The sequence below is a fragment of the Streptomyces sp. NPDC032161 genome (genome assembly GCF_040636995.1).
In the GTDB taxonomy this organism is placed as follows: domain Bacteria; phylum Actinomycetota; class Actinomycetes; order Streptomycetales; family Streptomycetaceae; genus Streptomyces.
Map to the genome: position 1 here is coordinate 948,609 of NZ_JBEZVN010000001.1, position 21,914 is coordinate 970,522.

At 70.6% G+C, this 21,914-nt stretch carries 16 protein-coding genes; 4 read left to right on the top strand and 12 right to left on the bottom strand.

Translation table 11 applies throughout. The features are described 5' to 3' along the window. Positions 1-418: 418 nt before the first annotated feature. Positions 419-3,694: a S8 family serine peptidase gene (locus AB0E67_RS04015; RefSeq protein WP_362021451.1), complete on the top strand. Its 3,276-nt coding sequence runs from the start codon at positions 419-421 to the stop codon at positions 3,692-3,694. Positions 3,695-3,831: 137 nt separating this feature from the next. On the opposite strand, the gene AB0E67_RS04020 is transcribed toward AB0E67_RS04015, so the two are convergent. The 6 genes from AB0E67_RS04020 to AB0E67_RS04045 form a co-directional block, all read right to left on the bottom strand. Beyond that, entirely contained in the window at positions 3,832-5,109 is a 1,278-nt protein-coding gene (locus tag AB0E67_RS04020) for a thymidine phosphorylase (RefSeq protein ID WP_362020567.1), read from the bottom strand. A gap of 205 nt (positions 5,110-5,314) precedes the next feature. Beyond that, positions 5,315-5,716 (bottom strand): cytidine deaminase, encoded by a 402-nt coding sequence (locus AB0E67_RS04025; RefSeq protein ID WP_073781624.1) that lies wholly within the window; start codon positions 5,714-5,716, stop codon positions 5,315-5,317. Then, entirely contained in the window at positions 5,713-7,002 is a 1,290-nt protein-coding gene (locus AB0E67_RS04030) for an ABC transporter permease (protein ID WP_362020570.1), read from the bottom strand. Before AB0E67_RS04030 ends, AB0E67_RS04025 begins: the two co-directional genes overlap by 4 nt. Next, on the bottom strand, positions 6,999-8,138 hold the full coding sequence (locus tag AB0E67_RS04035; RefSeq protein ID WP_362020572.1) for an ABC transporter permease: 1,140 nt from the start codon (positions 8,136-8,138) through the stop codon (positions 6,999-7,001). Before AB0E67_RS04035 ends, AB0E67_RS04030 begins: the two co-directional genes overlap by 4 nt. Further along, entirely contained in the window at positions 8,135-9,742 is a 1,608-nt protein-coding gene (locus tag AB0E67_RS04040) for an ABC transporter ATP-binding protein (RefSeq protein WP_362020575.1), read from the bottom strand. Before AB0E67_RS04040 ends, AB0E67_RS04035 begins: the two co-directional genes overlap by 4 nt. 371 nt (positions 9,743-10,113) lie before the next feature. Continuing rightward, complete coding sequence (locus AB0E67_RS04045) at positions 10,114-11,154, bottom strand: BMP family ABC transporter substrate-binding protein (protein WP_362020578.1); 1,041 nt, start codon at positions 11,152-11,154, stop codon at positions 10,114-10,116. A 597-nt stretch (positions 11,155-11,751) separates the two neighbouring features. Between AB0E67_RS04045 and AB0E67_RS04050 the strand changes: the two genes are divergently transcribed. Beyond that, on the top strand, positions 11,752-11,919 hold the full coding sequence (locus tag AB0E67_RS04050; RefSeq protein ID WP_362020580.1) for a hypothetical protein: 168 nt from the start codon (positions 11,752-11,754) through the stop codon (positions 11,917-11,919). A 131-nt stretch (positions 11,920-12,050) separates the two neighbouring features. After that, entirely contained in the window at positions 12,051-12,353 is a 303-nt protein-coding gene (locus AB0E67_RS04055; RefSeq protein WP_362020583.1) for a hypothetical protein, read from the top strand. A gap of 504 nt (positions 12,354-12,857) precedes the next feature. Here AB0E67_RS04055 and AB0E67_RS04060 read toward each other — a convergent pair. Together AB0E67_RS04060 and AB0E67_RS04065 are read right to left on the bottom strand one after the other, a co-directional pair. Then, positions 12,858-14,084, bottom strand: coding sequence for an amidohydrolase (locus tag AB0E67_RS04060; protein WP_362021453.1), 1,227 nt, complete (start codon positions 14,082-14,084; stop codon positions 12,858-12,860). A 215-nt stretch (positions 14,085-14,299) separates the two neighbouring features. Next, on the bottom strand, positions 14,300-14,944 hold the full coding sequence (locus tag AB0E67_RS04065) for a hypothetical protein (protein WP_362020586.1): 645 nt from the start codon (positions 14,942-14,944) through the stop codon (positions 14,300-14,302). A gap of 615 nt (positions 14,945-15,559) precedes the next feature. Between AB0E67_RS04065 and AB0E67_RS04070 the strand changes: the two genes are divergently transcribed. After that, positions 15,560-16,939, top strand: coding sequence for a N,N-dimethylformamidase beta subunit family domain-containing protein (locus AB0E67_RS04070; RefSeq protein WP_362020589.1), 1,380 nt, complete (start codon positions 15,560-15,562; stop codon positions 16,937-16,939). A gap of 126 nt (positions 16,940-17,065) precedes the next feature. Here AB0E67_RS04070 and AB0E67_RS04075 read toward each other — a convergent pair whose 3' ends face one another. From AB0E67_RS04075 to AB0E67_RS04090, 4 genes are all read right to left on the bottom strand, one after another. Then, on the bottom strand, positions 17,066-18,121 hold the full coding sequence (locus AB0E67_RS04075) for a hypothetical protein (RefSeq protein WP_362020592.1): 1,056 nt from the start codon (positions 18,119-18,121) through the stop codon (positions 17,066-17,068). 11 nt (positions 18,122-18,132) lie between these two features. Then, positions 18,133-19,065 carry an N-acetylneuraminate synthase family protein gene (locus tag AB0E67_RS04080; RefSeq protein ID WP_362020595.1) on the bottom strand — a complete coding sequence of 311 codons (933 nt, stop codon included), beginning with the start codon at positions 19,063-19,065 and terminating at the stop codon, positions 18,133-18,135. A gap of 47 nt (positions 19,066-19,112) precedes the next feature. After that, positions 19,113-20,339, bottom strand: a complete 1,227-nt coding sequence (locus tag AB0E67_RS04085; RefSeq protein WP_362020598.1) for an acylneuraminate cytidylyltransferase — start codon at positions 20,337-20,339, stop codon at positions 19,113-19,115. A gap of 142 nt (positions 20,340-20,481) precedes the next feature. Next, the gene (locus AB0E67_RS04090; protein WP_362020601.1) at positions 20,482-21,831 is read right to left on the bottom strand and encodes a DUF6716 putative glycosyltransferase; all 1,350 of its coding nucleotides are present in this window, start codon (positions 21,829-21,831) and stop codon (positions 20,482-20,484) included. Positions 21,832-21,914 lie beyond the last annotated feature (83 nt).

The window sequence follows — 21,914 nt, forward strand, 5'->3', positions numbered from 1 at the left end:
GCGGCCGAAACTCATCGCTTCCGCTTTCCGTCCGCTCGGCGCAGTCCGGCCTCATCACCGCCCCGTGGCGGGCCGCACCCCGTCCTCCGGGTCCCGTTCGGTGCCCGCAAACGCTCCGTCAGCGAACAACTTGCGTCAACTACGTTCATCTGTACGCCACCTGTGAACCTGTGCGATCAATTCCCCCTCTAGCTACACGACCGGTCTGTACCAGCGGTCCGACGGTTCGGCCTTCGCCGCCCGGCTGTTCAGCCTTCAGCTGCTCGGTTGTCCGGCTACCACGACCGTGCCGTCGGACCGACTGACCAGTGGCCCTCGTGGGCCGCCTGATTCTCCAGGGGGAGAGTTGCGCAAACACGTGAGAAGCGCGTGTGTCTCGACCATCGCCGCGGCCGCCGCCGTGGCCCTCGCGGCGGGGATGACCACCCCGGCCGCGGCCCAGCCGACGCCCGCCCGGTCGGCGGGCACCGCCGCCGGGGCGACGCACGAGCTGACGCTCATCACCGGCGACCGCGTCACGGTGGACGCCAAGGGCCGGGTGCTGCGGTTCCTGCCCGCGAAGGGGCGTGAACACATACCCGTGCAGCGGCAGATGCGCGACGGGCACACCCTGCTCGTCCCCGCCGACGCCCACCGGCTGATCAACTCCGGGAAGCTCGACCGCCGGCTGTTCGACATCACCGAGCTGAACCGCGCGGAGATCCGCAGGGCCCAGAAGTCCGGCCTGAAGCTGATCGTCTCCTACCGGGGCGCGCGGGCGTCGGCCGCAAAGGCCGAGGTCCACGACGCGGGCGCCACCCGGGTCGGCCGGACCCTGAACTCGCTGAACGCCGAGTCGGTGACCACGCCGGTGGACGACGCCCAGGAGATCTGGCAGGCGCTCACCGACAAGTCGTCGCGCGGTGTCCAGCGCACCACGGCCGCGGGGATCGACCGGGTCTGGCTGGACGGCGTACGCAGGGCGAGCCTCGACAAGAGCGTCCCGCAGATCGGCACCCCCGCCGCCTGGAAGGCCGGCTACACCGGCAAGGGCGTCAAGATCGCCGTCCTGGACACCGGCGTGGACGACACCCACCCGGACCTCAAGGGCCAGGTCCTGGAGGCGAAGAACTTCTCCACCTCGTCCGACACCAAGGACCGGTTCGGCCACGGCACCCACGTGGCATCGATCGCCGCCGGTACGGGCACCAAGTCCGGCGGGAAGTTCAAGGGCGTGGCCCCGGACGCCAGGCTGCTCGCGGGCAAGGTGCTCGACGACGGCGGCTTCGGCGACGACTCCGGCATCCTGGCGGGCATGGAGTGGGCGGTCGCGCAGGGCGCGGACGTCGTCAACCTGAGCCTCGGCGGCACGGACAGCCCGGAGGTCGACCCGCTCGAAGCGGCCGTCAACAAGCTGTCGGCCGAGAAGGGCGTGCTGTTCGCCATCGCGGCGGGCAACGACGGTGACGCCCCCGGTACGGTCGGCTCCCCGGGCAGCGCGGACGCCGCGCTGACCGTCGGCGCGGTCGACGACAAGGACCAGCTGGCCGACTTCTCCAGCCGCGGCCCGCGCGTCGGCGACGGTGCGATCAAGCCCGACGTCACCGCCCCCGGCGTGGACATCACGGCGGCGGCCGCTCCCGGTTCCGTCATCGACCGGGAGGAGGGCCAGAACCCGCCCGGCTACCTGACGATCTCCGGTACGTCGATGGCGACCCCGCACGTCGCGGGCGCCGCGGCGCTCCTCAAGCAGCAGCACCCGGACTGGAAGTACACCGAGCTCAAGGGGGCCCTCACGGCCTCGACGAAGCCGGGTGAGTACACCCCGTTCCAGCAGGGTTCGGGCCGGATCGCCGTCGACCGGGCGATCGCCCAGACCGTCGTCGCCGACCCGGTGTCGCTGAACTTCGGTGTGCAGCAGTGGCCGCACACCGACGACACCCCGGTCACCAAGCAGATCACGTACCGCAACCTGGGGACGACGGACGTCACCCTCGACCTCGCGGTCACCGCCACCGGGCCGAAGGGCGCGCCCGCCCCGGCCGGCTTCTTCACCCTCGGCTCCGACAAGGTGACCGTCCCCGCGGGCGGCACCGTCGACGTGCCGCTGACCGTGGACACCCGGCTCGGCGGCAACGCCGACGGTGGCTACTCGGCGTACGTCGTCGGGACCGGCGGCGGCCAGACCGTCCGCACCGCCGCGGCGGTCGAGCGCGAGATCGAGTCGTACGACCTCACCCTCAAGGTCATCGGACGCGACGGCAAGCCCGCCACGTTCTACGAGAACGACCTGGCCGGACTCTCCGGCCTGGGACGCGGCATGTGGCTGCACCCGACGGGCGAGAACGGCACGGCGAAGCTGCGCGTGCCCAAGGGCGGCTACGTGCTCAACACGGCCGTGCACACCGACCCCGAGGACAGCACCGAGGGCACCGACTGGCTGACCCAGCCGAAGCTGGACATCAGCAAGAGCACCAGCGTGACCCTCGACGCGCGCACGACGAAGCCGGTGGAGTTCACCCTGCCCGCCACCGGCACGAAGGACCTGCTGGCCGCGCCCGAGATCCAGTTCGACACCAAGGGCATCGGCTACGGCTACGGCTGGTACCTGGAGTCGTACAAGGGTCTGCGCACCGCGCACCTGGGCCCGAAGGTGACGGACGGCTCGCTCTCCCAGCAGTGGATCGGTACGTGGACCAAGGGGGCCGCGACCCGGTACGACATCGCGGTCGGCGGGCCAGTGACCCAGGCCGCGACCGGGTACAAGCGGAAGTTCACCGCCGGTCAGATGGCCAAGGTGAACCTCGCTCTCGGCTCGTCCGTCAAGGGCAAGGCCGGTGCGGTCGGGGCATGGGGCCTGCTCCCCGGTTCGTCCGGCTCCTGGGGAGACTTGTCCACGCACAAGCTGCCCGGCACCGTCACCGCCTATGTGTCCACCGCCGACAAGGTGAAGTGGTCCTTCGACTTCCTGCAGGAAGGCGGGGTGGACCCGGACGGCTACCCGAACGTCGAGTCCGGCTACTCGCTCGGTGACCCGCGGACCTTCAAGGCGGGCGCCACGTACGCGAAGAAGATCAACACCGCGGTGTTCGGCCCCGCGCTCGGCACCGACCTGGGGCTCTTCCGCGACGGTAACGAAATCGACGGTCAGCTGATGCTGTCGGCCGACGGAAGCGGCAACCTCGGCGAACAGCCCTACAGTTCGGTCAAGACCGTGCTGTACCGCAACGGCAAGAAGCTCCTCCAGAGCGCGAACCCTCTGGACGGCGAGCCCCTCGGCGCCGTGCCGGCCGGCACGGCCGACTACCGGCTGACCACCTCCGTGCGGATCTCCCCCAAGGTGTCGGCCGTCTCCGGCCGGATCGACGCCAGTTGGACCTTCCGGTCGAAGAAGACCGGCACCCGGACCGCGCTGCCGGTCTCCACGGTCCGCTTCACGCCCAATGTGACGCTGGACGGCAAGGTCACCGCGGGCAGGACCGCGTCCGTGCCGGTGACGGTCCAGGGCGCGGCCGCCGGTAAGAACCTCAAGTCGCTGACGGTGTACGTCAGTTATGACGGCGGCAAGACCTGGAAGAAGACCGCGGTCAAGTCGGGCAAGCTCTCGGTGAAGAACCCGGCCAAGGGGAAGTCCGTCTCCTACAAGGCCGATGTCACCGACAAGAAGGGCAACAAGTCCTCGGTGGCGATCTACAACGCCTACTTCGGCAAGTAGGACCGACCGGTACACCGGAACGGCCCGTCCGGGCGGAGGAATCCGTCCGGACGGGCCGTTCCCGTTCCCCGGACGGGAGTGGGGTCCCGTCCGGTGGTCCGGGGCGCGACGCGCGCGCCTGCGCGGTCCCCAGGTCGTTAGGCGATGCGCTCGCGCACGACCGGCGTCGGGGTGAAGTCGGTGCCCTCGGGGGCGATGTCGTACGCGCCGGGCAGGGCCTTCAGTACGTACTCGAACTTCTCGGGCGTGTCGGTGTGCAGGGTCAGCAGCGGCTGCCCGGCCGTGACCGGGTCGCCGGGCTTGGCGTGCAGTTCGACGCCCGCGCCCGCCTGCACCACGTCCTCCTTGCGGGCCCGTCCGGCGCCGAGCCGCCAGGCGGCCACGCCGATGTCGTACGCGTCCAGCCGGGTCAGCACGCCGGTGGCCGGGGCCGTGACCACGTGCCGCTCGCGGGCGACCGGGAGCGCGGCGTCCGGGTCGCCGCCCTGGGCGGAGATCATCCGGCGCCAGACGTCCATCGCCGAGCCGTCGGCGAGGGCCTTCTCCGGGTCGGCGTCCCCCAGTCCGGCCGCGTCCAGCATCTCGCGGGCGAGGGCCAGGGTGAGGTCCACGACGTCCTTCGGGCCGCCGCCCGCCAGCACCTCGACGGACTCGCGCACCTCCAGGGCGTTGCCCGCGGTCAGGCCGAGCGGGGTGGCCATGTCGGTGAGCAGGGCGACCGTCCGCACGCCGCTGTCGGTGCCCAGCGCGACCATGGTGGAGGCCAGTTCGCGGGCGTCCTCGATGGTCTTCATGAACGCGCCGGAGCCCACCTTGACGTCCAGGACGAGTGCGCCGGTGCCCTCGGCGATCTTCTTGGACATGATCGAGCTGGCGATCAGCGGGATGGCCTCGACGGTGCCGGTGACGTCGCGCAGCGCGTACAGCTTCTTGTCGGCGGGGGCGAGCCCGTCGCCCGCGGCGCAGATGACGGCGCCGGTGGTGTCCAGGACGTGTCGCATCTCCTCGTTCGTGAGGTGCGCGCGCCAGCCGGGGACGGACTCCAGCTTGTCGAGCGTGCCCCCGGTGTGGCCGAGTCCCCGGCCGCTGAGCTGCGGCACGGCGGCGCCGCACGCGGCGACCAGCGGGGCGAGCGGCAGCGTGATCTTGTCGCCGACGCCGCCCGTGGAGTGCTTGTCGGTGGTGGGCCGGGAGAGCGACGCGAAGTCCATGCGCTCGCCGGAGGCGATCATCGCGGCGGTCCAGCGGGCGATCTCGGCGCGGTTCATGCCGTTCAGCAGGATCGCCATGGCCAGCGCGGACATCTGCTCGTCGGCGACCTCGCCGCGCGTGTACGCGTCGATGACCCAGTCGATCTGTTCGGGGGTCAGCTCGCCCCGGTCGCGCTTGGTGCGGATGACGGAGATGGCGTCCATGTCCTGGGAGTCCTTCCGGCCTGTACGTACGTGCGCAAGAGTCCCGTATGACTCTACGCGCATAGAGGGCGGCGGCGGGAACGGCCCGGTCCGTGGCCCTCCCGACGGGCGGGAGGGCCACGGTCGGCTCGGTGCCGCCGGTTACGGCCTCGCCCACGATTGTCAGCGGCGTCGCAGCGTCCACCGCCCATCGTGGGCGAGGTCGTCACGGCTTCAGATGCCCCGGTCCGAACGCCTGCGGCAGCATCTCGTCGAGCGTGCGCAGCCCGTCCGGCGTCTGAAGGACCAGCTCCGGCCCGCCGAACTCGTACAGCAACTGCCTGCACCTGCCGCACGGCACCAGGATCTCGCCCGCCCCGTCCACGCAGGTGAAGTGGGTCAGCCGCCCGCCGCCGGTGACGTGGAGCTGCGAGACCAGTCCGCACTCGGCGCACAGCCCGATGCCGTACGAGGCGTTCTCGACGTTGCAGCCGGACACGATCCGCCCGTCGTCGACGAGCGCGGCGGCCCCGACCGGGTAGTGCGAGTAGGGGACGTACGCACGCGTCATGGCGGACCGCGCGGCGCTGCGCAGCGCCGCCCAGTCGACCTCGGCGGGGACGGTCACTTGCCTTGGCCCTTCCGGTAGCGCATGCCGTCCGCCTTCGGCGTCCGCAGCCGCTGTGCGGAGAGCGAGAGGACGAGCAGCGTGACGATGTACGGGGTGGCGCTCACGAACTCGGTGGGCACGCTGTCCGTGGTGAGGTACCAGACCAGCACCGCGGCGGCGACCACGGCACTGACCGCGCCCTGGACGAAGCTCTTGCGATAGAGCTTCCAGGCGGCGAGCACCGCGAGGATGACAACGAGCAGCAGGAGCAGCGCGTGGACGGACTCGCCGCCGTTGCGCAGTTGGAGCGCGTCGGCGAAACCGAACAGCCCGGCGCCCATGGCGAGTCCGCCGGGCCGCCAGTTACCGAAAATCATCGCGGCGAGGCCGATGTAGCCGCGGCCGCCGGTCTGTCCCTCGTTGTAGATGTGCGAGGTGACGAGCGAGAGGAAGGCACCGCCGAGACCGGCCATGCCGCCGGAGACGATCACCGCGATGTACTTGTAGGTGTAGACGTTCACGCCGAGCGATTCCGCGGCGACCGGGTTCTCGCCGCACGAACGCAGCCGCAGCCCGAACGAGGTCTTCCACAGCACGAAGAACGTGAGGACGAAGAGAACCACGGCCAGGATCGTCAGCAGCGACACCTTGGTGACCAGGCCACCGAGCACACCCGCCAGGTCGGAGACGAAGAACCAGTGGTGCTTCTCTATGGAGTGCAGCCAGTCGGAGAGGCCCGGGACCGTCACCGAGGTGATGTCGTCGGCCGGCGGCGACTGCTTCGGGCTGCCGCCCTTGGCCGCCGCCTCACCCTCGTTGAACCAGAGCTTGGCGAAGTAGGTGGTGAAGCCGAGCGCCAGGATGTTGATGGCGATACCGGAGATGATGTGATCGACGCCGAAGGTGACGGTCGCGACGGCGTGCAACAGCCCGCCGAGCATCCCGCCGACGACACCGGCCAGGACGCCGAGCCAGGGGTTGGTCTGCCAACCGGCCCAGGCGCCGAAGAAGGTGCCCAGGATCATCATGCCTTCGAGGCCGATGTTGACCACGCCGGCCCGCTCGGCCCACAGCCCGCCGAGTCCGGCGAGCCCGATCGGCACGGCCATCGCGAGCGCCGCGCTGATCTGCCCGGCGGAGGTGACGTCCTGGGCGCCGGTGACGGCGCGTACGGCGGACAGCGCGAGCAGGGCGCCCGCGACGATCAGCAGGACGACGGGGAGGGAGAGGCGGGTGCGGCCGCCCTTGCCGCCGGAGACCTTGGGGGCCGCGGCGGGCGGAGTGGAAGTCGCCGTGGCGCTCACGCCGACACCTCCTGCTGGTCGTTGGTACGGGCGGCCTGGTCGTCGGCGCGGGCGGCGGCCTGTGCGGCGAGTTCCGCGCCGACCTTGCTCTGCTGGCGCTTGAGTCCATAGCGGCGGACGACTTCGTAGGCGATGACGACACACAGGACGATCACGCCCTGGATCACGCCGACGATCTCCTTGTCGTAGCCCTCGAATTCGAGCTTGCCGGTGCCACGCTCCAGGAAGCCCCAGAGCAGGGCGCCGAGCGCGATGCCGACGGGGTGGTTGCGGCCGAGGAGCGCGATGGCGATGCCGGTGAAGCCGATGCCCACCGGGAAGTCGCCGCTGTACTCGTAGCTGTCGTTGAGGAGGGTCGGCATGCCGACCAGACCGGCGACCGCGCCGGAGATCACCATCGAGGTGACGACCATCTTCTTGACGTCCACGCCACTGGCCTCGGCCGCCGAGCCGGACTGGCCGACGGTGCGCAGGTCGAAGCCGAACCGGGTCCGCGAGAGCGTGAACCAGTACAGGACGCCGGCGACGGCCGCCACGGCGATGAAGCCCCACACGGGGGTCGGCGTGGTCGGGAACTCGAAGAAGTGCGCGGACTCGGGGAGCGGCTTGGTCGAGATCTTCGTGCCGGCCTCGTCGAGGTGGCCGAGGCGGCCCTGCTGGAGCAGGTAGCCGATGACCGCCGTCGCGATGGCGTTCAGCATGATCGTCGCGACGACCTCGCTCACGCCCCGGGTGACCTTGAGGACACCGGCGATCCCGGCCCACATCGCGCCGACGATCATCGCGGTGAGAATGATCAGCGGGATCTGGAGGGCGCCCGGCAGGGTCAGCGCGCCGCCGACCGCGGCGGCGAAGAAGGCGGCGAGGCGGTACTGGCCGTCGACACCGATGTTGAAGAGGTTCATGCGGAAGCCGACGGCCACCGCGAGACCCGCGAGGTAGTACGTCGTCGCCTTGTTCAGGATGTAGACCTGGCTGTCCGACTTCAGACCGTAATCGAACATGATGCCGAAGGCGCTGAACGGCTCCTTGCCGGTGGCAGCCAGCACCAGCGCGGTCACCAGGAAGGCGACCACGACCGCGAGTACGGGGGCCGCGATCCCCAGGAGCAGCCGCTCCTTGTCGATCTTCTTCATCGGTCCTCTCCCCCGTCCCGGGGGTCGGTTTCGGGGCTGGTGACGCTGCCGGTGGCGTTGGCGGCGATACGCTCGGGGGCCGGGCCGTCCGTGGCTTCGAGGTGTCCGGTGGCCGCGCCCGTCATCGCCGAGCCGAGTTCCTCCGGGGTGATGGTCGCCGGGTCGGCGTCCGCGACCAGCCGGCCCCGGTACATGACGCGCAGGGTGTCGGAGAGCCCGATCAGCTCGTCGAGGTCGGCGGAGATCAGCAGCACCGCCAGCCCGTCGCGGCGCGCCTCGCGGATCTGGTCCCAGATCTGCGCCTGCGCGCCGACGTCGACGCCCCGGGTGGGGTGCGCGGCGATCAGCAGCTTGGGATGGTGGCTCATCTCGCGGCCGACGATCAGCTTCTGCTGGTTGCCGCCGGAGAGGGAGGCCGCGGTGACGTCGATGCCGGGGGTGCGGACGTCGTACTCGCGTACGATCCGCTCGGTGTCCACGCGAGCGCCCTTGAGGTCGAGGAACGCCCCCTTGCTGTTGGGGGGCTCGGTGACGTGCCCGAGGATGCGGTTCTCCCAGAGCGGGGCCTCCAGCAGCAGCCCGTGCCGGTGGCGGTCCTCGGGAATGACGCCCACGCCGCCCTCGCGGCGCCTGCGGGTCGGAGTGCGGGTGATGTCGGCGCCGTCGAGGATGACGGTCCCGGCGTCGAGGGGGCGCATCCCCATGATGGCGTCGACGAGTTCGGACTGGCCGTTGCCCTCGACGCCCGCGATGCCGAGGACCTCGCCCTTGTGGATGGTGAAGCCGATGCCGTCGAGCACCGAGCGCACCACGCCGTCCGGGTCGGTGGCGCTCAGCCGCAGCCCCTCGACGGTCAGCATCGGCACGTCCGTGACGGTCGACTCACGGGTCTCCGGCGACGGGAGTTCGCTGCCGACCATCAGCTCGGCGAGCTGCTTGCTCGTGGTGCTCCTCGGGTCGGCGGTGCCCACTGTCGTACCGCGCCGGATGACGGTGATGTCGTCGGCGACCGAGAGCACCTCGCCCAGCTTGTGCGAGATGAAGATGACGGTCAGGCCCTCGGCCTTCAGTTCGCGCAGGTTGTCGAACAGCGCGTCGACCTCCTGCGGCACGAGGACGGCGGTCGGTTCGTCCAGGATCAGGGTGCGGGCGCCGCGGTAGAGGACCTTGAGGATCTCCACGCGCTGCCGGTCGGCGACCCCGAGGTCCTCGACCATGGCGTCCGGGCGGACGCCGAGCCCGTAGGCGTCGGAGATCTCCTTGATTCTGGTGCGGGCCCGCTCGCCGATCCCGTACAGCTTCTCGGAGCCGAGGACGACGTTCTCCAGGACGGTGAGGTAGTCGGCGAGCATGAAGTGCTGGTGCACCATGCCGATGCCGCGCGCGATGGCGTCGCCGGGGTTGTGGAACGAGACCTGTTCGCCGTCCACCGCGATGGTGCCCTCGTCCGGCTTCTGCATGCCGTAAAGGATCTTCATCAGAGTGGACTTGCCGGCGCCGTTCTCGCCGACAAGGGCGTGGACGGTGCCGCGGCGCACGGTGATGTCGATGTCGTGGTTGGCCACGACCCCGGGAAACCGCTTGGTGATACCGCGGAGTTCCACGGCATGGGGACTGCTGGACGCGTTGATGGCGCACTCTCCTTGGACAGGAGCGGAGGGCGGAGGCGACGGGACGGGGACGGGGGACTCGGGACTCGGAGGGAGGCGGGACGAGGAGGACGGAGGGATGGACACGGCGGGAGGAAACCCGCAGGACGGAGGTGACAGGGAGCGTGAAAAGGTACCGCGCCCCGCGCGTGCTACGCGCGTAGCATCACCAAATCGTTGACCACCTGACAGCAAGTGGCGGTCCGTGCACATACGACTACGCGAACGAAGCGGAATCCCTACGCGTCGCGGGGCCCGAGCGAACAGCCGAAGCGGTTCACCGGGCCCCGTCCACGATCTGGTCCGAATCGGCCGGACCGGCCGGATCAGAGGGTGGACTTGACGGTGATGGCGCCGTCGACGATCTTCTTCTTCGCCTCGTCGAGCTTGGCCTGGATGTCCTTGAGGTGGTCGCCCGTGGTGGTCAGGCTGACGCCATCCTCGGCCAGGGAGTACGCCCGCGTGCCGGTCAGCGGCTTGCCGTCCTTGACGGACTTGGCCAGGTCGTAGACACCTCCGTCGACATTCTTGACGACGGAGGTGAGGATCGTGTCCTTGTACTTCGCCAGCGACGGGTCGAGGGCCTGGTCGGAGTCGACACCGATGGACCAGGCGCCCTCCTTGCCCGCGACGGCCTCGATGGAACCGGCACCCGAGCCGCCCGCGGCGGCGAAGATGACGTCGGCTCCCTTGTCGAGCATGCCCTTCGCGGCGGCGGCACCCTTGTCGGGGCTGCCGAAGCCGGACAGGTCCGATCCGGTGGACAGGTACTGGATCTGCACCTTGGCCTTCGGGTTGGTCTCCAGAACGCCCTGCTGGAAGCCCGCGGCGAACTTCTTGATCAGCGGCAGGTCCACGCCGCCGATGAAGCCGACCTGGCCGTCCTTCGACTTCAGCGCCGCCGCGACACCGGCGAGGTAGGAGCCCTGCTCCTCGGCGAAGACGATGCTGTCGACGTTCTTGGAGGTGGCAACGGAGTCGACCAGGCCGAAGTTGACCTTCGGGTACTTGGGGGCGATCTTGTCGACCGCGTCCTTGTACGCGAAGCCGACCGCGACCACCGGGTTGTAGCCGCCCTCGGCCAGCGACTGGAGGCGCTGCTCGCGGTCGGCGGGGGTCTCACCGGACTTGGCGGTGAGCTCCTTCGTCTCGGCGCCGAACTCGGACTTGGCCTTGTCCAGACCGCGCGCGGCGGAGTCGTTGAACGAGTTGTCGCCACGGCCGCCGACGTCGTAGGCCATGCCGATCTTCATCTTGCCCTTGTCGGAGCCGGAGCTCTCGGTGGACGACTCACCGCACGCGGAGGCGGTGAGCGCGAGGGTCGCGGTGACGGCACACGCAGCGGTGATCTTGGATACCCGGCGCAAGGGAAGGCTCCTTCAAACCTGACCGAAGCGCCTCTTCCGGCGCTGGTTTCGCGGCGATCGTAACGCGCGTAGATGTCACTTAAGCACCCGTTCACCAGTCGTTATCGGATCGTCGCGAACCACGACGGTGTCAACCCCCAGGCACCCCGGAGCAACTGTCTGGACACCCTCCGTAACCATCACCCAAAGTCGCGGAGTGGAGAACTCGCGCGAATCCGGAGCGGAATCCTCCATTCAGCGACCCTCACCTGCGCATTTTCCTATCCCATTGCCAAACCCGATCGTTCACTGATAAGAATTTATCGACCCCTTCGCTCACGCCAGTGCGGACCTTTCAAATGAGTTGCGCACTGCGATGGGGAAAATATCTCACCATCCGAAAACCGGGCGCTGCGCCGACCATCTGGCCCGGCTTTTCTGGAAAACGGAGGGGGAACCGCGAAAAAGAGGATCTCCGCCATCGCGGGAATCGCTCTCACTCTCGCTGCGGGAACACTCACGCTGGCGCCCGGCGCATCGGCCGGGATACGAGTCGGCGACTGCAACACCTGGGCGTCCAACAGTGCGCCATGGTCCGGTTCTGCCTACTGCGGCGGCATGGCAAAGTTCGACAAGTTCCGCGTGAAGGTCACCTGCGTCGACCCTCGCGGATCCCAGTGGATTGTCTACGGCCCCTGGAAAGAAAATGCCAAGACCTCGACCGCGAAATGCTCTGACAACCCAAATGTCGGCGTCCACAAAGTCAGCGTCTCCTTCGACCACTGAGAATCACTGATCCAGCAACTCTTCATCTTGCCCACACGACCAGAGAGTCACTTTCAAAGGGCAACTTGATTCCAGCATCACAAGGGGGGACAGAGATGAAAAGACGCTCAATCACTTCAGCGTTCGCTCTCGTGGCAGTAGCCGGCTCTCTATTGATCGCGCCGAGCGCCACAGCGGGCGAGGTCGGGGCCCAAAAGGCCGACTGCGACATGTGGAAGTCCAGCAAGGCGCCATGGACCGGCTACTCGAAATGTACGGGGATGCTGCCCTTGCTGGAGCGTCAGCAAGTGAAGGTCACCTGCATCGACCCTCGCGGGAAACAGTGGGTCGTGTACGGCCGGGGCCAGGGCAACGGAGACACTTCCAGCGCGAAGTGCTCGGACAGCCCCGATGTCGGTGTGTACAAGGTGGGCGTGAACGTCTACCGCATCTGACGACGGTGCCCAGGGCGCTGTCCGGCCTGTATCGGCAAGGACAGCGTCCTGCGCAATCCCACTCGGCCTGAGGGCGTCGGCCTGGTGGCAGACTCTGCCGGGAACGGCTACGGCCACCGCGCGATCACCGGACATTCCTGGGGACCGTGTGGTGGCCTTCCGCCATGGCATATGTCCTGTCCACTGACGGGCACTTTCGAGGCAGCCATGGCTCGGATCACGGCTGGCTCGTCGTCGCCCGGCCGTCTTCCCCCAGTGCCGGACAGCAGCACCGACAGCACTCCGTAGCCGGTGCGAGGGGCCTGCGCCTGCGCCAGACCGGATCCACATCGACAGCAGCGAACATCGCCACCGGCGCACCCGCTGTAACCGGGGCACGGGGGGACATCGCTCTGCTCCACTGGTCCGACTGGCGCCGCCGGCAGGCACCAGCCCGACGCGGCCACAGCCAAGAACGGTCCGCCGATGAACTCACCGGGCAGACCGTAAAGCCGCACCCGAGTGTCAAGCGGCCTTCTCGAGCAATGCTGCGGCAGTGAAGAGTTCCACGGCGACCGTGATGGCCCGTTCATCGGCGTCGAAATCGCCGCGATGCAGGTCGAGCCGGGCACTGTCGCCGGGGGTGCGGACACCGAGGCGGGCCATGGAGCCGGGGACGTGCTCCAGGTACCAGGAGAAGTCCTCGCCGCCCAGGCTCTGCTCGGTGCTCTCGATCGCGTCGGCACCGCGGCGCGCGGTCATCGCGGCGGCGAGCAGATCGGTGACGGAGGCGTCGTTCACGACGGGCGGGACGCCGCGGACATAGTTGATCAAGGTCTTGGCGCCGTACATCCCGGCGACCTCGTCGACCGCCGCGTGCACCAGGTCGGGTGCCTCGCGCCAGGCGGCCAGCTCCAGGCAGCGCACGGTGCCGGAGAGCTCGGCGTGCTGCGGGATCACGTTACAGGCGTGCCCGACGTGCAGCCGTCCCCAGGTGACGGCGAGTCCGGCGCGGGCGTCGACGCGGCGGGACAGCAGCGCGGGCACCTCGGTGGCGACCTTGGCGGCGGCGGTGACCAGGTCGGTGGTCAGGTGCGGCCGGGCGGTGTGCCCGCCGGGGCCGTCGAGGGCGATCTCCAGCCGGTCGCAGGCGGAGGTGATCGCGCCGACCTTCAGCCCGACCCGCCCCACGTCCACCCTCGGGTCGCAGTGCACGGCGATGATCCGGCCGACGCCCTCCAGCGCCCCGGACGCGATGGCGTCGGGCGCCCCGCCGGGCAGCACCTCCTCGGCCGGCTGGAAGATCAGGCGCACGGGGTTCGGGAGCAGCCCCTCGCGGTCGAGCTCGGCGAGCACGAGCCCGGCGCCGAGGACCGAGGTGGTGTGGACGTCGTGTCCGCAGGCGTGCGCCCGGTCGGGGACGGTGGAACGGTACGGGACCCCCGACTTGGTGTCCGGGATCGGCAGGGCGTCGATGTCCGCGCGCAGGGCGAGCATCGGCCGGGTGGAGTCGTCCCGCGTGCCCACGTCGCAGACGAGTCCGGTCCCGGTGGAGAGGACCCGGGGCCGCAGCCCGGCCTTCTCCAGCCGGGCCTTGATGGCCGCGGTGGTGCGGAACTCCTGGTTGCCCAGCTCGGGGTGCATGTGCAGGTCGCGCCGGAAGGCGATCAACTCGGCGCGCAGGGTGTCGGACAGAGTGCCGGGGAGGGGGTCGCCAGAGGTCGTGGGAACAGCATCGGACGCGCGGGACATCAAGTGGTTCACCCGGTGAAGGGTACGTCTCTTCCCCCTTCAACTGACCATGAAACAAGAAAAGTTCAGCCACACAGACGAATAAATGACCGGGTTGCCGCGTGTGAGCTGACGACGAGGTGGGTAAACTCGCGCATTTCGATCGCCCGGCGCACGCGGGGCGCAGAACGGGCCCGTTCGAGTGAACGGACCCGCACCCCCTCACCTCGTCCCCCTCACGCCCCTCCTCCGCCTCGCCTCCCTCGCCTCCGCGCGCCGGACAGCGCACGCCGCGCCGGCAGCAGAGCGAGCCCGAGGCACAGCCCGCCGACCGGGAGCAGGTCCAGGCCCACCGCCATCAGCACCGTCGCGACCAGCACCAGCGGCGGGGTCCACCCCGGCACCAGGTCCCGGCGGAAGAGGGCGAGCAGGGTGACGAGGGCCAGCAGGCCGAGCCAGAACAGCATCGGCACCACGGTGTAGACGAGCGGCACCACCCCGGGCACGTCCTGCACCCTCTCGAACAGTTCACTCATGGCGTCCTCGTCCGCCGCGAGGAACCCGACGACCAGGTCGATCCCCGCCTGCACCGCGACCGCCGCCGCACCGGCCAGCCCGATCAGGGCCGCCGCCCCGACCGCCGTCCCCCTGCCGCCCCGTACGCCCGCCGCCCTCCACAGCCCCGGGAAGACCGGCACGAACGCCAACACCCCGGCCAGGAACAGCAGATGGGCCGCCGACCACCACACCCCGGGCCCGTAGTCGTCGAGCCCCCGCCCGACGAGCCGCACCACCCCGTACGCCGCCATCAGGACGGGTCCGGCGATCAGGGCCGCACCGACGAAAGGAATATGACTGGTCGTCACTTCACTTTGCTTCATGGGCCGATACTCGCTCCGGCCCGCCCCCTTCCACCATCAGGGACGGACCCCAGCAAACCCTGAGCGCGGGCCGCTCCGAGCTCGGGGTGGCACCTTCCCGCCACCCCTCCGGCACAGGGTGCGCGGACACCGGCTCTCCCGCCCCGCTCCGGACCGGAGGCGGGAGCCGAAGGAGGGGGCCGACAAACGGGCCCTGACGGAAGGGAGGCCGACGGAAGGGCGACGAAAGGGAACCATCACCCCTCACACCGAACCGAATCAGCGAGAGGCATGCAATTTCGGACTAAAAATTACATTTCATTCACTCTGTTCATCGCGATGCCTTCCGCAGGCAACCAACCACATCTTCTCCCCATCATCCTTCACGATCGGCCACATTCACCAGGAGTGAGAACGGTCGCCGACGGGTAACGGCGCCGGGACTCCCGCGTCGGCCGGTCGCACATGTCCGCGCGCGGGGCACCAGGCCCGGCGTCCAGGTCTCGGAGCGTGTCTGTGTCGAAGGTGTCCCGTAGGGCGGCGTTGGCCGCGTTCGGAATCGGTGCTGCCGCTCTTGCCGGATGCCGGGTGCAGGACGGAACCACCCCGGCCACACACGTCAGCAACAGCCCCTCGGTGCCGCGGAGTCGTGCGGTCCCGAAGGAATGGAACAGGCTGCGGGGCGGCACGAAGAAGGTCTCCGACACCGTCGGCCAGATCCAGGGCTACGCGTCGAAGACCTCCGTCAGCCGCGGGGAGTCGATCGACTTCCACCTGTCGTCGCACCGCAGCCAGACGTGCACGGTGGCCGTCCACCGCGTGGGGCACTACGGCGGAACGGGCATCCGGCATCTGCTGACCAGCGACCCGGTGCCCGTGCACCCGCGGACCAGGCCGGCCGCCGAGGGCGACGCCCGGCTCATCGCCTGCGACTGGCCGGTCTCGTGGACGCTGCGCGTGCCGGGGTCGTGGGGGTCGGGGATCTACGTGGCGGTCTTCACGACCGAGGACGGGTACGGCAGTTGCACACCCTTCGTCGTACGCGACACCGAGCGCCGCTCCGACATCCTGATGGTCGTCCCGTTCACCACGTACCAGGCCTACAACCTCTGGCCCTACGACGGACGCACCGGAAAGAACCTGTACCGCGGCTACAGCCCCGAAGGCGTGTGGGGCGCACCCGGGGATCGCGCGTTCAAGGTCTCCTTCGACCGGCCCTACCCGCTGTCGGGTACGCCGCACTGGTTCGAGCTGGACACCAGCGCGGCGCGGTGGGCGGAGAGCGCCGGTTACGACATCACGTATGCCAGCAGCGTGGACCTGCACGAGGGCCGGGTCGACCCCTCGAAGCACCGCGTGATGATGTTCTCCGGACACGACGAGTACTGGTCGAGGGAGATGCGCGACTGCGCCGAGCGCGCCGTCTCCGCCGGAACCCATCTCGCGTTCCTCACCGCCAACAACATCTACTTCCAGATCCGCGTCGAGGACGCCGCCGACGGCGGTCCGAACCGTGTGGTGACCTGCTACAAGGAGACCACCGACCCCGAACCGGGGCCGAGCGGGCCCACGGTGCGGTGGCGCGAGCTGGGCACGAAGCACCGGCACGCGGAGCAGGGGCTGCTCGGCGTCCAGTACAACGGCATCCTCAAGACGCCCGCGCCCCTGGTCGTCCGGGAGAGCGGGCACTGGTTCTGGTCGGGCACCGGTCTGCGGGACGGCGACAGCATTCCGGACCTGATCGCCGTCGAGGCCGACGGCTTCGATCCGGCCATGCCACGGCCCGCGGGCACCACGCAGACGCTGCTCTCCGCGTCCCCCTACCACGACCGGCTGGGCCGGGGCCATACCGTGCAGAACACCAGCCTGTGCGTCGACGAGCGGGGCACGCAGGTCTTCGTCGCCGGAACGTTCTACTGGCCGCTGGCGCTCTACGAGCCCGGCTTCGTGAACCCGCACGTGCAGCGGGCCACCCGCAACCTGCTGTCCCGCATGCTGGAGCGCCGGAACGCCTGAGGGCACGGGCGCGCACCGCGTCCCCGACGAACCGTCCGGGGCACCCCTGGTGGTGCCCCGGAGGCACGGTCCGATCACGCGCGGCCTGCCCGCGCCGATTCCCGTCGGGCCCGCGTCAGGCCGCTCTCACGCCTCCCCGACCGCCGTCGCCCGCCAGGGCGCCAGGCGTTGGACGTCGCGGGCGGTCTCCGTGACCCCGGTCAGGAAGCCGTGGGCGCGGGGGGAGGCGGTGTCACGGAGCCATTCCGGGGCTATGTCGCAGACCGCGACCCTGGCCTCCGTGCCCGCCAGGGCGAGCGGCAGGGTGTGGACGACCGTGGAGGGGAAGCTCAGGACGGTGCGGCCGATGGGGCCGCGGCGGGCGATGAGTTCGAGGGGGAGGTCGGGGCGGACGATCTCCAGGCCGGTGGCCGCCTCCAGGGCGTGGAGCTTCTCGGTGGACTCGCGGCGGTGGGCGAAGTAGCGGGCGGCCTGGTGGGTGCGGGCCAGGGAGGAGACGGCCTCCAGGTAGCGGTCCTGGTCGACCACGCCGGTCTCGACGAGGGAGGTGCCGACCAGGTCGGCGCCCTTGGTGAGCCGCGGCGGGCCGAAGCGGGCGCGGGTCCAGGCGAAGGTGTTGGGGGTGACGGTGACGCCGGGCGGGGCCTCGACCGGCATCGCCGTGAAGACCTCGACGGTACGCGTCGCGGAGGGGGTGAAGCGGCTGCGGGCGCGGGCCGTGACCGGGGCCAGGACCAGTTCGCGCGGGCCCGAGCTGCCCTTGCGGTGCCAGCGCACCAGGCGTTCGCCGCGGGCGAGCTGGGCGACGAACTCCATGGTGGCCGTGCCGTCGTCGACCACCGTGATGCGGCGGGCGCGGACCATGGTCAGCAGGAGCTGGACGTAACGGGAGAACGGGTCCCCTATGACGATCCGGTCCGCGCCGCGCAGCAGTCCGGTCAGGGCGCGCAGGGTCTTCAGGGGCGCGCCCGCACCGCCGCGCGCCTCCTGCCATCGGACGTTGACGCCCTCGTCGCGGGCCAGCTCCGCCATCCGGCGCAGCTGGCCGCGCGACATCGGGTCGACCGGGGGGAGGACGACGACCGTGACGTCCGCCAGGACGTGGTCGTCGCCTCCCTCTGCGTAGGCCCACTCCAGGACGTTCAGGAGCTGGACCGGGCTCTCGACGAAGGCGAGGTTCACCGGTCGGCCCGTCAGACCGCGACCGGCTCGGCGGCCGGTGCGGCCTCGTTCTCGGCGACGACGCCCGCGACCCGGCGGAGCTTCTTCATCGGGCCGAGCTCGGACTCGTACACCTTCTTGACACCGTCGCCGAGCGACGCCTCGATGGTGCGGATGTCGCGCACCAGGCGGCTGAGGCCCTGCGGCTCGACGGAGGCGGCCTGGTCGGAGCCCCACATGGCGCGGTCGAGGGTGATGTGGCGCTCGACGAACACGGCGCCGAGGGCGACGGCGGCGAGGGTCGTCTGGAGGCCGGTCTCGTGGCCGCTGTAGCCGATCGGGACGTTGGGGTACTCCTGCTGGAGGGTGTTGATGACCCGCAGGTTCAGCTCCTCGGCCTTGGCCGGGTACGTCGAAGTGGCGTGGCAGAGAAGGATGTTGTCCGAGCCGAGGACCTCGACCGCGTGCCGGATCTGCTTCGGGGTCGACATGCCGGTGGAGAGGATGACGGTGCGGCCGGTGGCCCGCAGGGCGCGCAGCAGCTCGTCGTCGGTGAGCGAGGCCGAGGCCACCTTGTGGGCGGGCACGTCGAACTTCTCCAGGAACGCGACGGCCTCGGTGTCCCACGGAGAGGCGAACCAGTCGATGCCGCGCCGGGCGCAGTGCTCGGAGATGGCCCGGTACTCGTCCTCGCCGAACTCGACGCGGTGGCGGTAGTCGATGTACGTCATGCGGCCCCAGGGGGTGTCGCGCTCGATGTCCCACTGGTCGCGCGGGGTGCAGATCTCCGGGGTGCGCTTCTGGAACTTGACGGCGTCGCAGCCGGCGTCGGCGGCCACGTCGATCAGGGCGAGGGCGTTGTCGAGGTCACCGTTGTGGTTGATGCCGATCTCACCGGTGACGTAGACGGGGCGGCCGGGGCCCGCGGTGCGGGTGCCGAGGGTGCGCAGGAGGGAGGTGCTCATGAGGTGTGTTTCCTTAACTCGGGGTGTGGGTCTGGGGGGACCCGGGATCACTTGGGGGACTCGGTGGGGTTCGTGAGGGTGGGGCCCAGCAGCCAGGCGGCGATCTCGCGGATCGCGCCGGAGCCGCCCGGCGTGGTGGTGACGGCACGCGCCGCGGCGCGCACCGAGTCGTGGGCGCTCGCGACGGCGACGGGCCAGCCGGCGAGTGCGAAGCACGGCAGGTCGTTGACGTCGTTGCCCACGTAGAGGACACGTTCGGGGGCGATGGACTGTTCGTCGCACCACTGCTTGAGGGCCAGGTCCTTGCGGTCGATGCCGTGCAGGACCGGGATGCGGAGCTTGTGGGCGCGGGCCGCGACGACCGGGTTCTGTTCCGTGGAGAGGATCAGCAGCGGCAGCCCGGCCTTGCGCAGGGCTGCGATGCCCAGGCCGTCGCCGCGGTGGACGGCGACGATCTCGCGTCCGTCGGCGTCGATGAGGACCCGGTCGTCGGTCTGGGTGCCGTCGAAGTCGAGGACGACCGCGTCGACGTCGGCGAGGGTGGGCAGCGGGGAGGGGTCCAGCAGCGGCGCGAGCGCGCGGGCGCGGGCCAGGTCGTGCGGGTCGTCGATCTCCAGGACCCGCGCGGGGTCGGTGCGCACCAGGGCGGTGTGGCCGAAGAAGCGGTGGCGGTGGGCGCGGAACCCGGCGACGTCCATGGCGTACGCGGCGCCGGTCTCCAGCAGGTCCTCGGGGCGGTCCTGGCGCATCTGGCGGACGGACTTGTCGTGGTTGACGCCGTGGTTGCCCTCCTCCAGGGCGCTGCCGTCGCGCCAGAGGAAGCCGTGGAAGGGGGCGACCGTGACCGCCGTGTCGGCCCCCTCGCGGGCGACCGCGGCGGCGACGCCGTCGATGTCCTCCCGCGTGACGAAGGGGCTGGTGCACTGGACCAGCAGCACCACGTCGGCGGTGCGGTCGCGCATCGCCTCGTACGCGTCCAGGGCGTGCAGCACCGCGTCCTCGCTGCTCGCCCTGTCCCCCGCGATGGCCGCGGGGCGCCGCACGATGTGCAGCCGCTCCGGGGTGCCGGAGGTGTCACCGGCCGCGCGGGCGGCATCCGCGATGGCCGCGTCGTCGGTCGTCACGACGACGTCCGTGACCTCGTGGGAGGCCAGGCAGGCGCGTACCGCGCGGGCGACCAGCGGTACGCCGCCGACCTGGGCGAGGTTCTTGGCCGGGACGCCCTTGGATCCGCCGCGGGCGGGGATCACGGCGAGCACGGTGGGCGGCGTCATCGCTGCTCCTGGGGTCGGGGTCGGTGGGTGGTGGGGCCGGTGGTTACGGGGCCGGTGGGCCCGGGGGCGGTCGGCGAGGCGGCTCCGCGAGCGCCGGTGCCGGACGCGACGGTGGTGGGTCCGGGGACCCCGGGCGCGGCGGTCACAGCTCGCCCATCCGCCGGATGACGGGGGCGACTCGCTGGACGCCCTGTCGGTACGCGCCCCGCGCCGCCTCCCGTACCGCCTCGCGGACCGCGCCGCGCAGCCCACCGGTCTCGCGCGACCGCTGCGCGCCCGGCAGTGGGCGGCCGTCGGGGCCCAGGTGGTGGCGGGCGAGGATGCCGGGGAGGTAGCCGGGGGCGGTGGCGGGCGTGTAGTACGGGGCGATCCCGGGCAGCCGACCGGCGGCGAGCAGGTCCTTCACGCGGGCGCGGGCGGCGTCGTAGGCGGTGGCGTAGGTGCCGTCGGCGGCGACTCCCTGGCGGGCCAGCCATCCGGCGTCGGGCTCCGGGCGGTGGCCGCCGTCCAGGTGGTCCCAGGAGGTGAGCAGGCCCGAGCCGATGAAGTGGTGGTTGCCGAGGGCCTCGCGGACGCCGAGGTCGGTGAGGACCGCGGTCGGAACGCACCGGTGCAGGGACTCCAGGGCGGCCGTCGAGGAGACCGTGACCAGCAGGTCGGCGCCGTCCAGGACCTCGCCCATGTGCCCGTACACCAGACGGAGGTTGGGCGGCGGTCCGCCGGGAATCCGCTCCGCGAGCCGCTGGTACGGGATTTCCTCGATGTGCGTGGTGTGCTCGCCCGGCTTGGACCGCAGTTTCAGCAGCACCTCGCGGTCGGGGTGCAGCCGGGCGTGCTCGACGAGCCGGCGCAGCAGGTACGTGCGTTCGGCTCGGGAGGCCGGGACGGAGGGCTGGGCGGCGAAGACGACGGTGTCGCGGCCCTCCTTCGGGCGGTACGGCTCGCCGCCGAGGAACGGCAGGGCGGCCTCCGTGACGGCCGAGGCGTCGGCGCCGACCCCCTCGTACACCGCGCGGAAACGCTCCGCGTCGTGGCGGGAGTTGGCGAGCACGACGTCCGCGCCGTGCCGCAGCAGCAGCCCGTCGGCGAGCTTCTCGTAGACGACGCCGACATAGCCGGTGACGACCACCGGCCGGGCCGCCGGGCCCAGCGCGGCCAGTCCGTGCAGCATCGCCTGGACGGCTCCCCCGACGAGGGCGAGGACGAGGACGTCGTACCCCTCGTCCCGTACCGCGTGCAGGAACTCGACGGCCGTGACCTCGCGCACCCGGTCGGACGCTATGCCGACGTCTCCGACCTCGGCGAGCTGGCGCGGGGTCGGGGTGGCCCGGCCGCGCAGCAGCAGTCCGCTGATCTCGACGCGCTGCGCCGGACCACCTCGGTCGCCGGCGGTGAGTCGGCGCGCGGTGAGCGCGCCCCATTTCCACCGGGTGTCGGAGTCGGCGAGCACGGCTACCCGGAGGGCGGTCGTCTTATCGGTACGTGGAGCCACGCCCCAGAACTTAGGAAGGCATTTCGATTCGCGGCCCAACGCGACCACAACAGCTGGTTAACAGCCCGCCGACGATCGGCGAA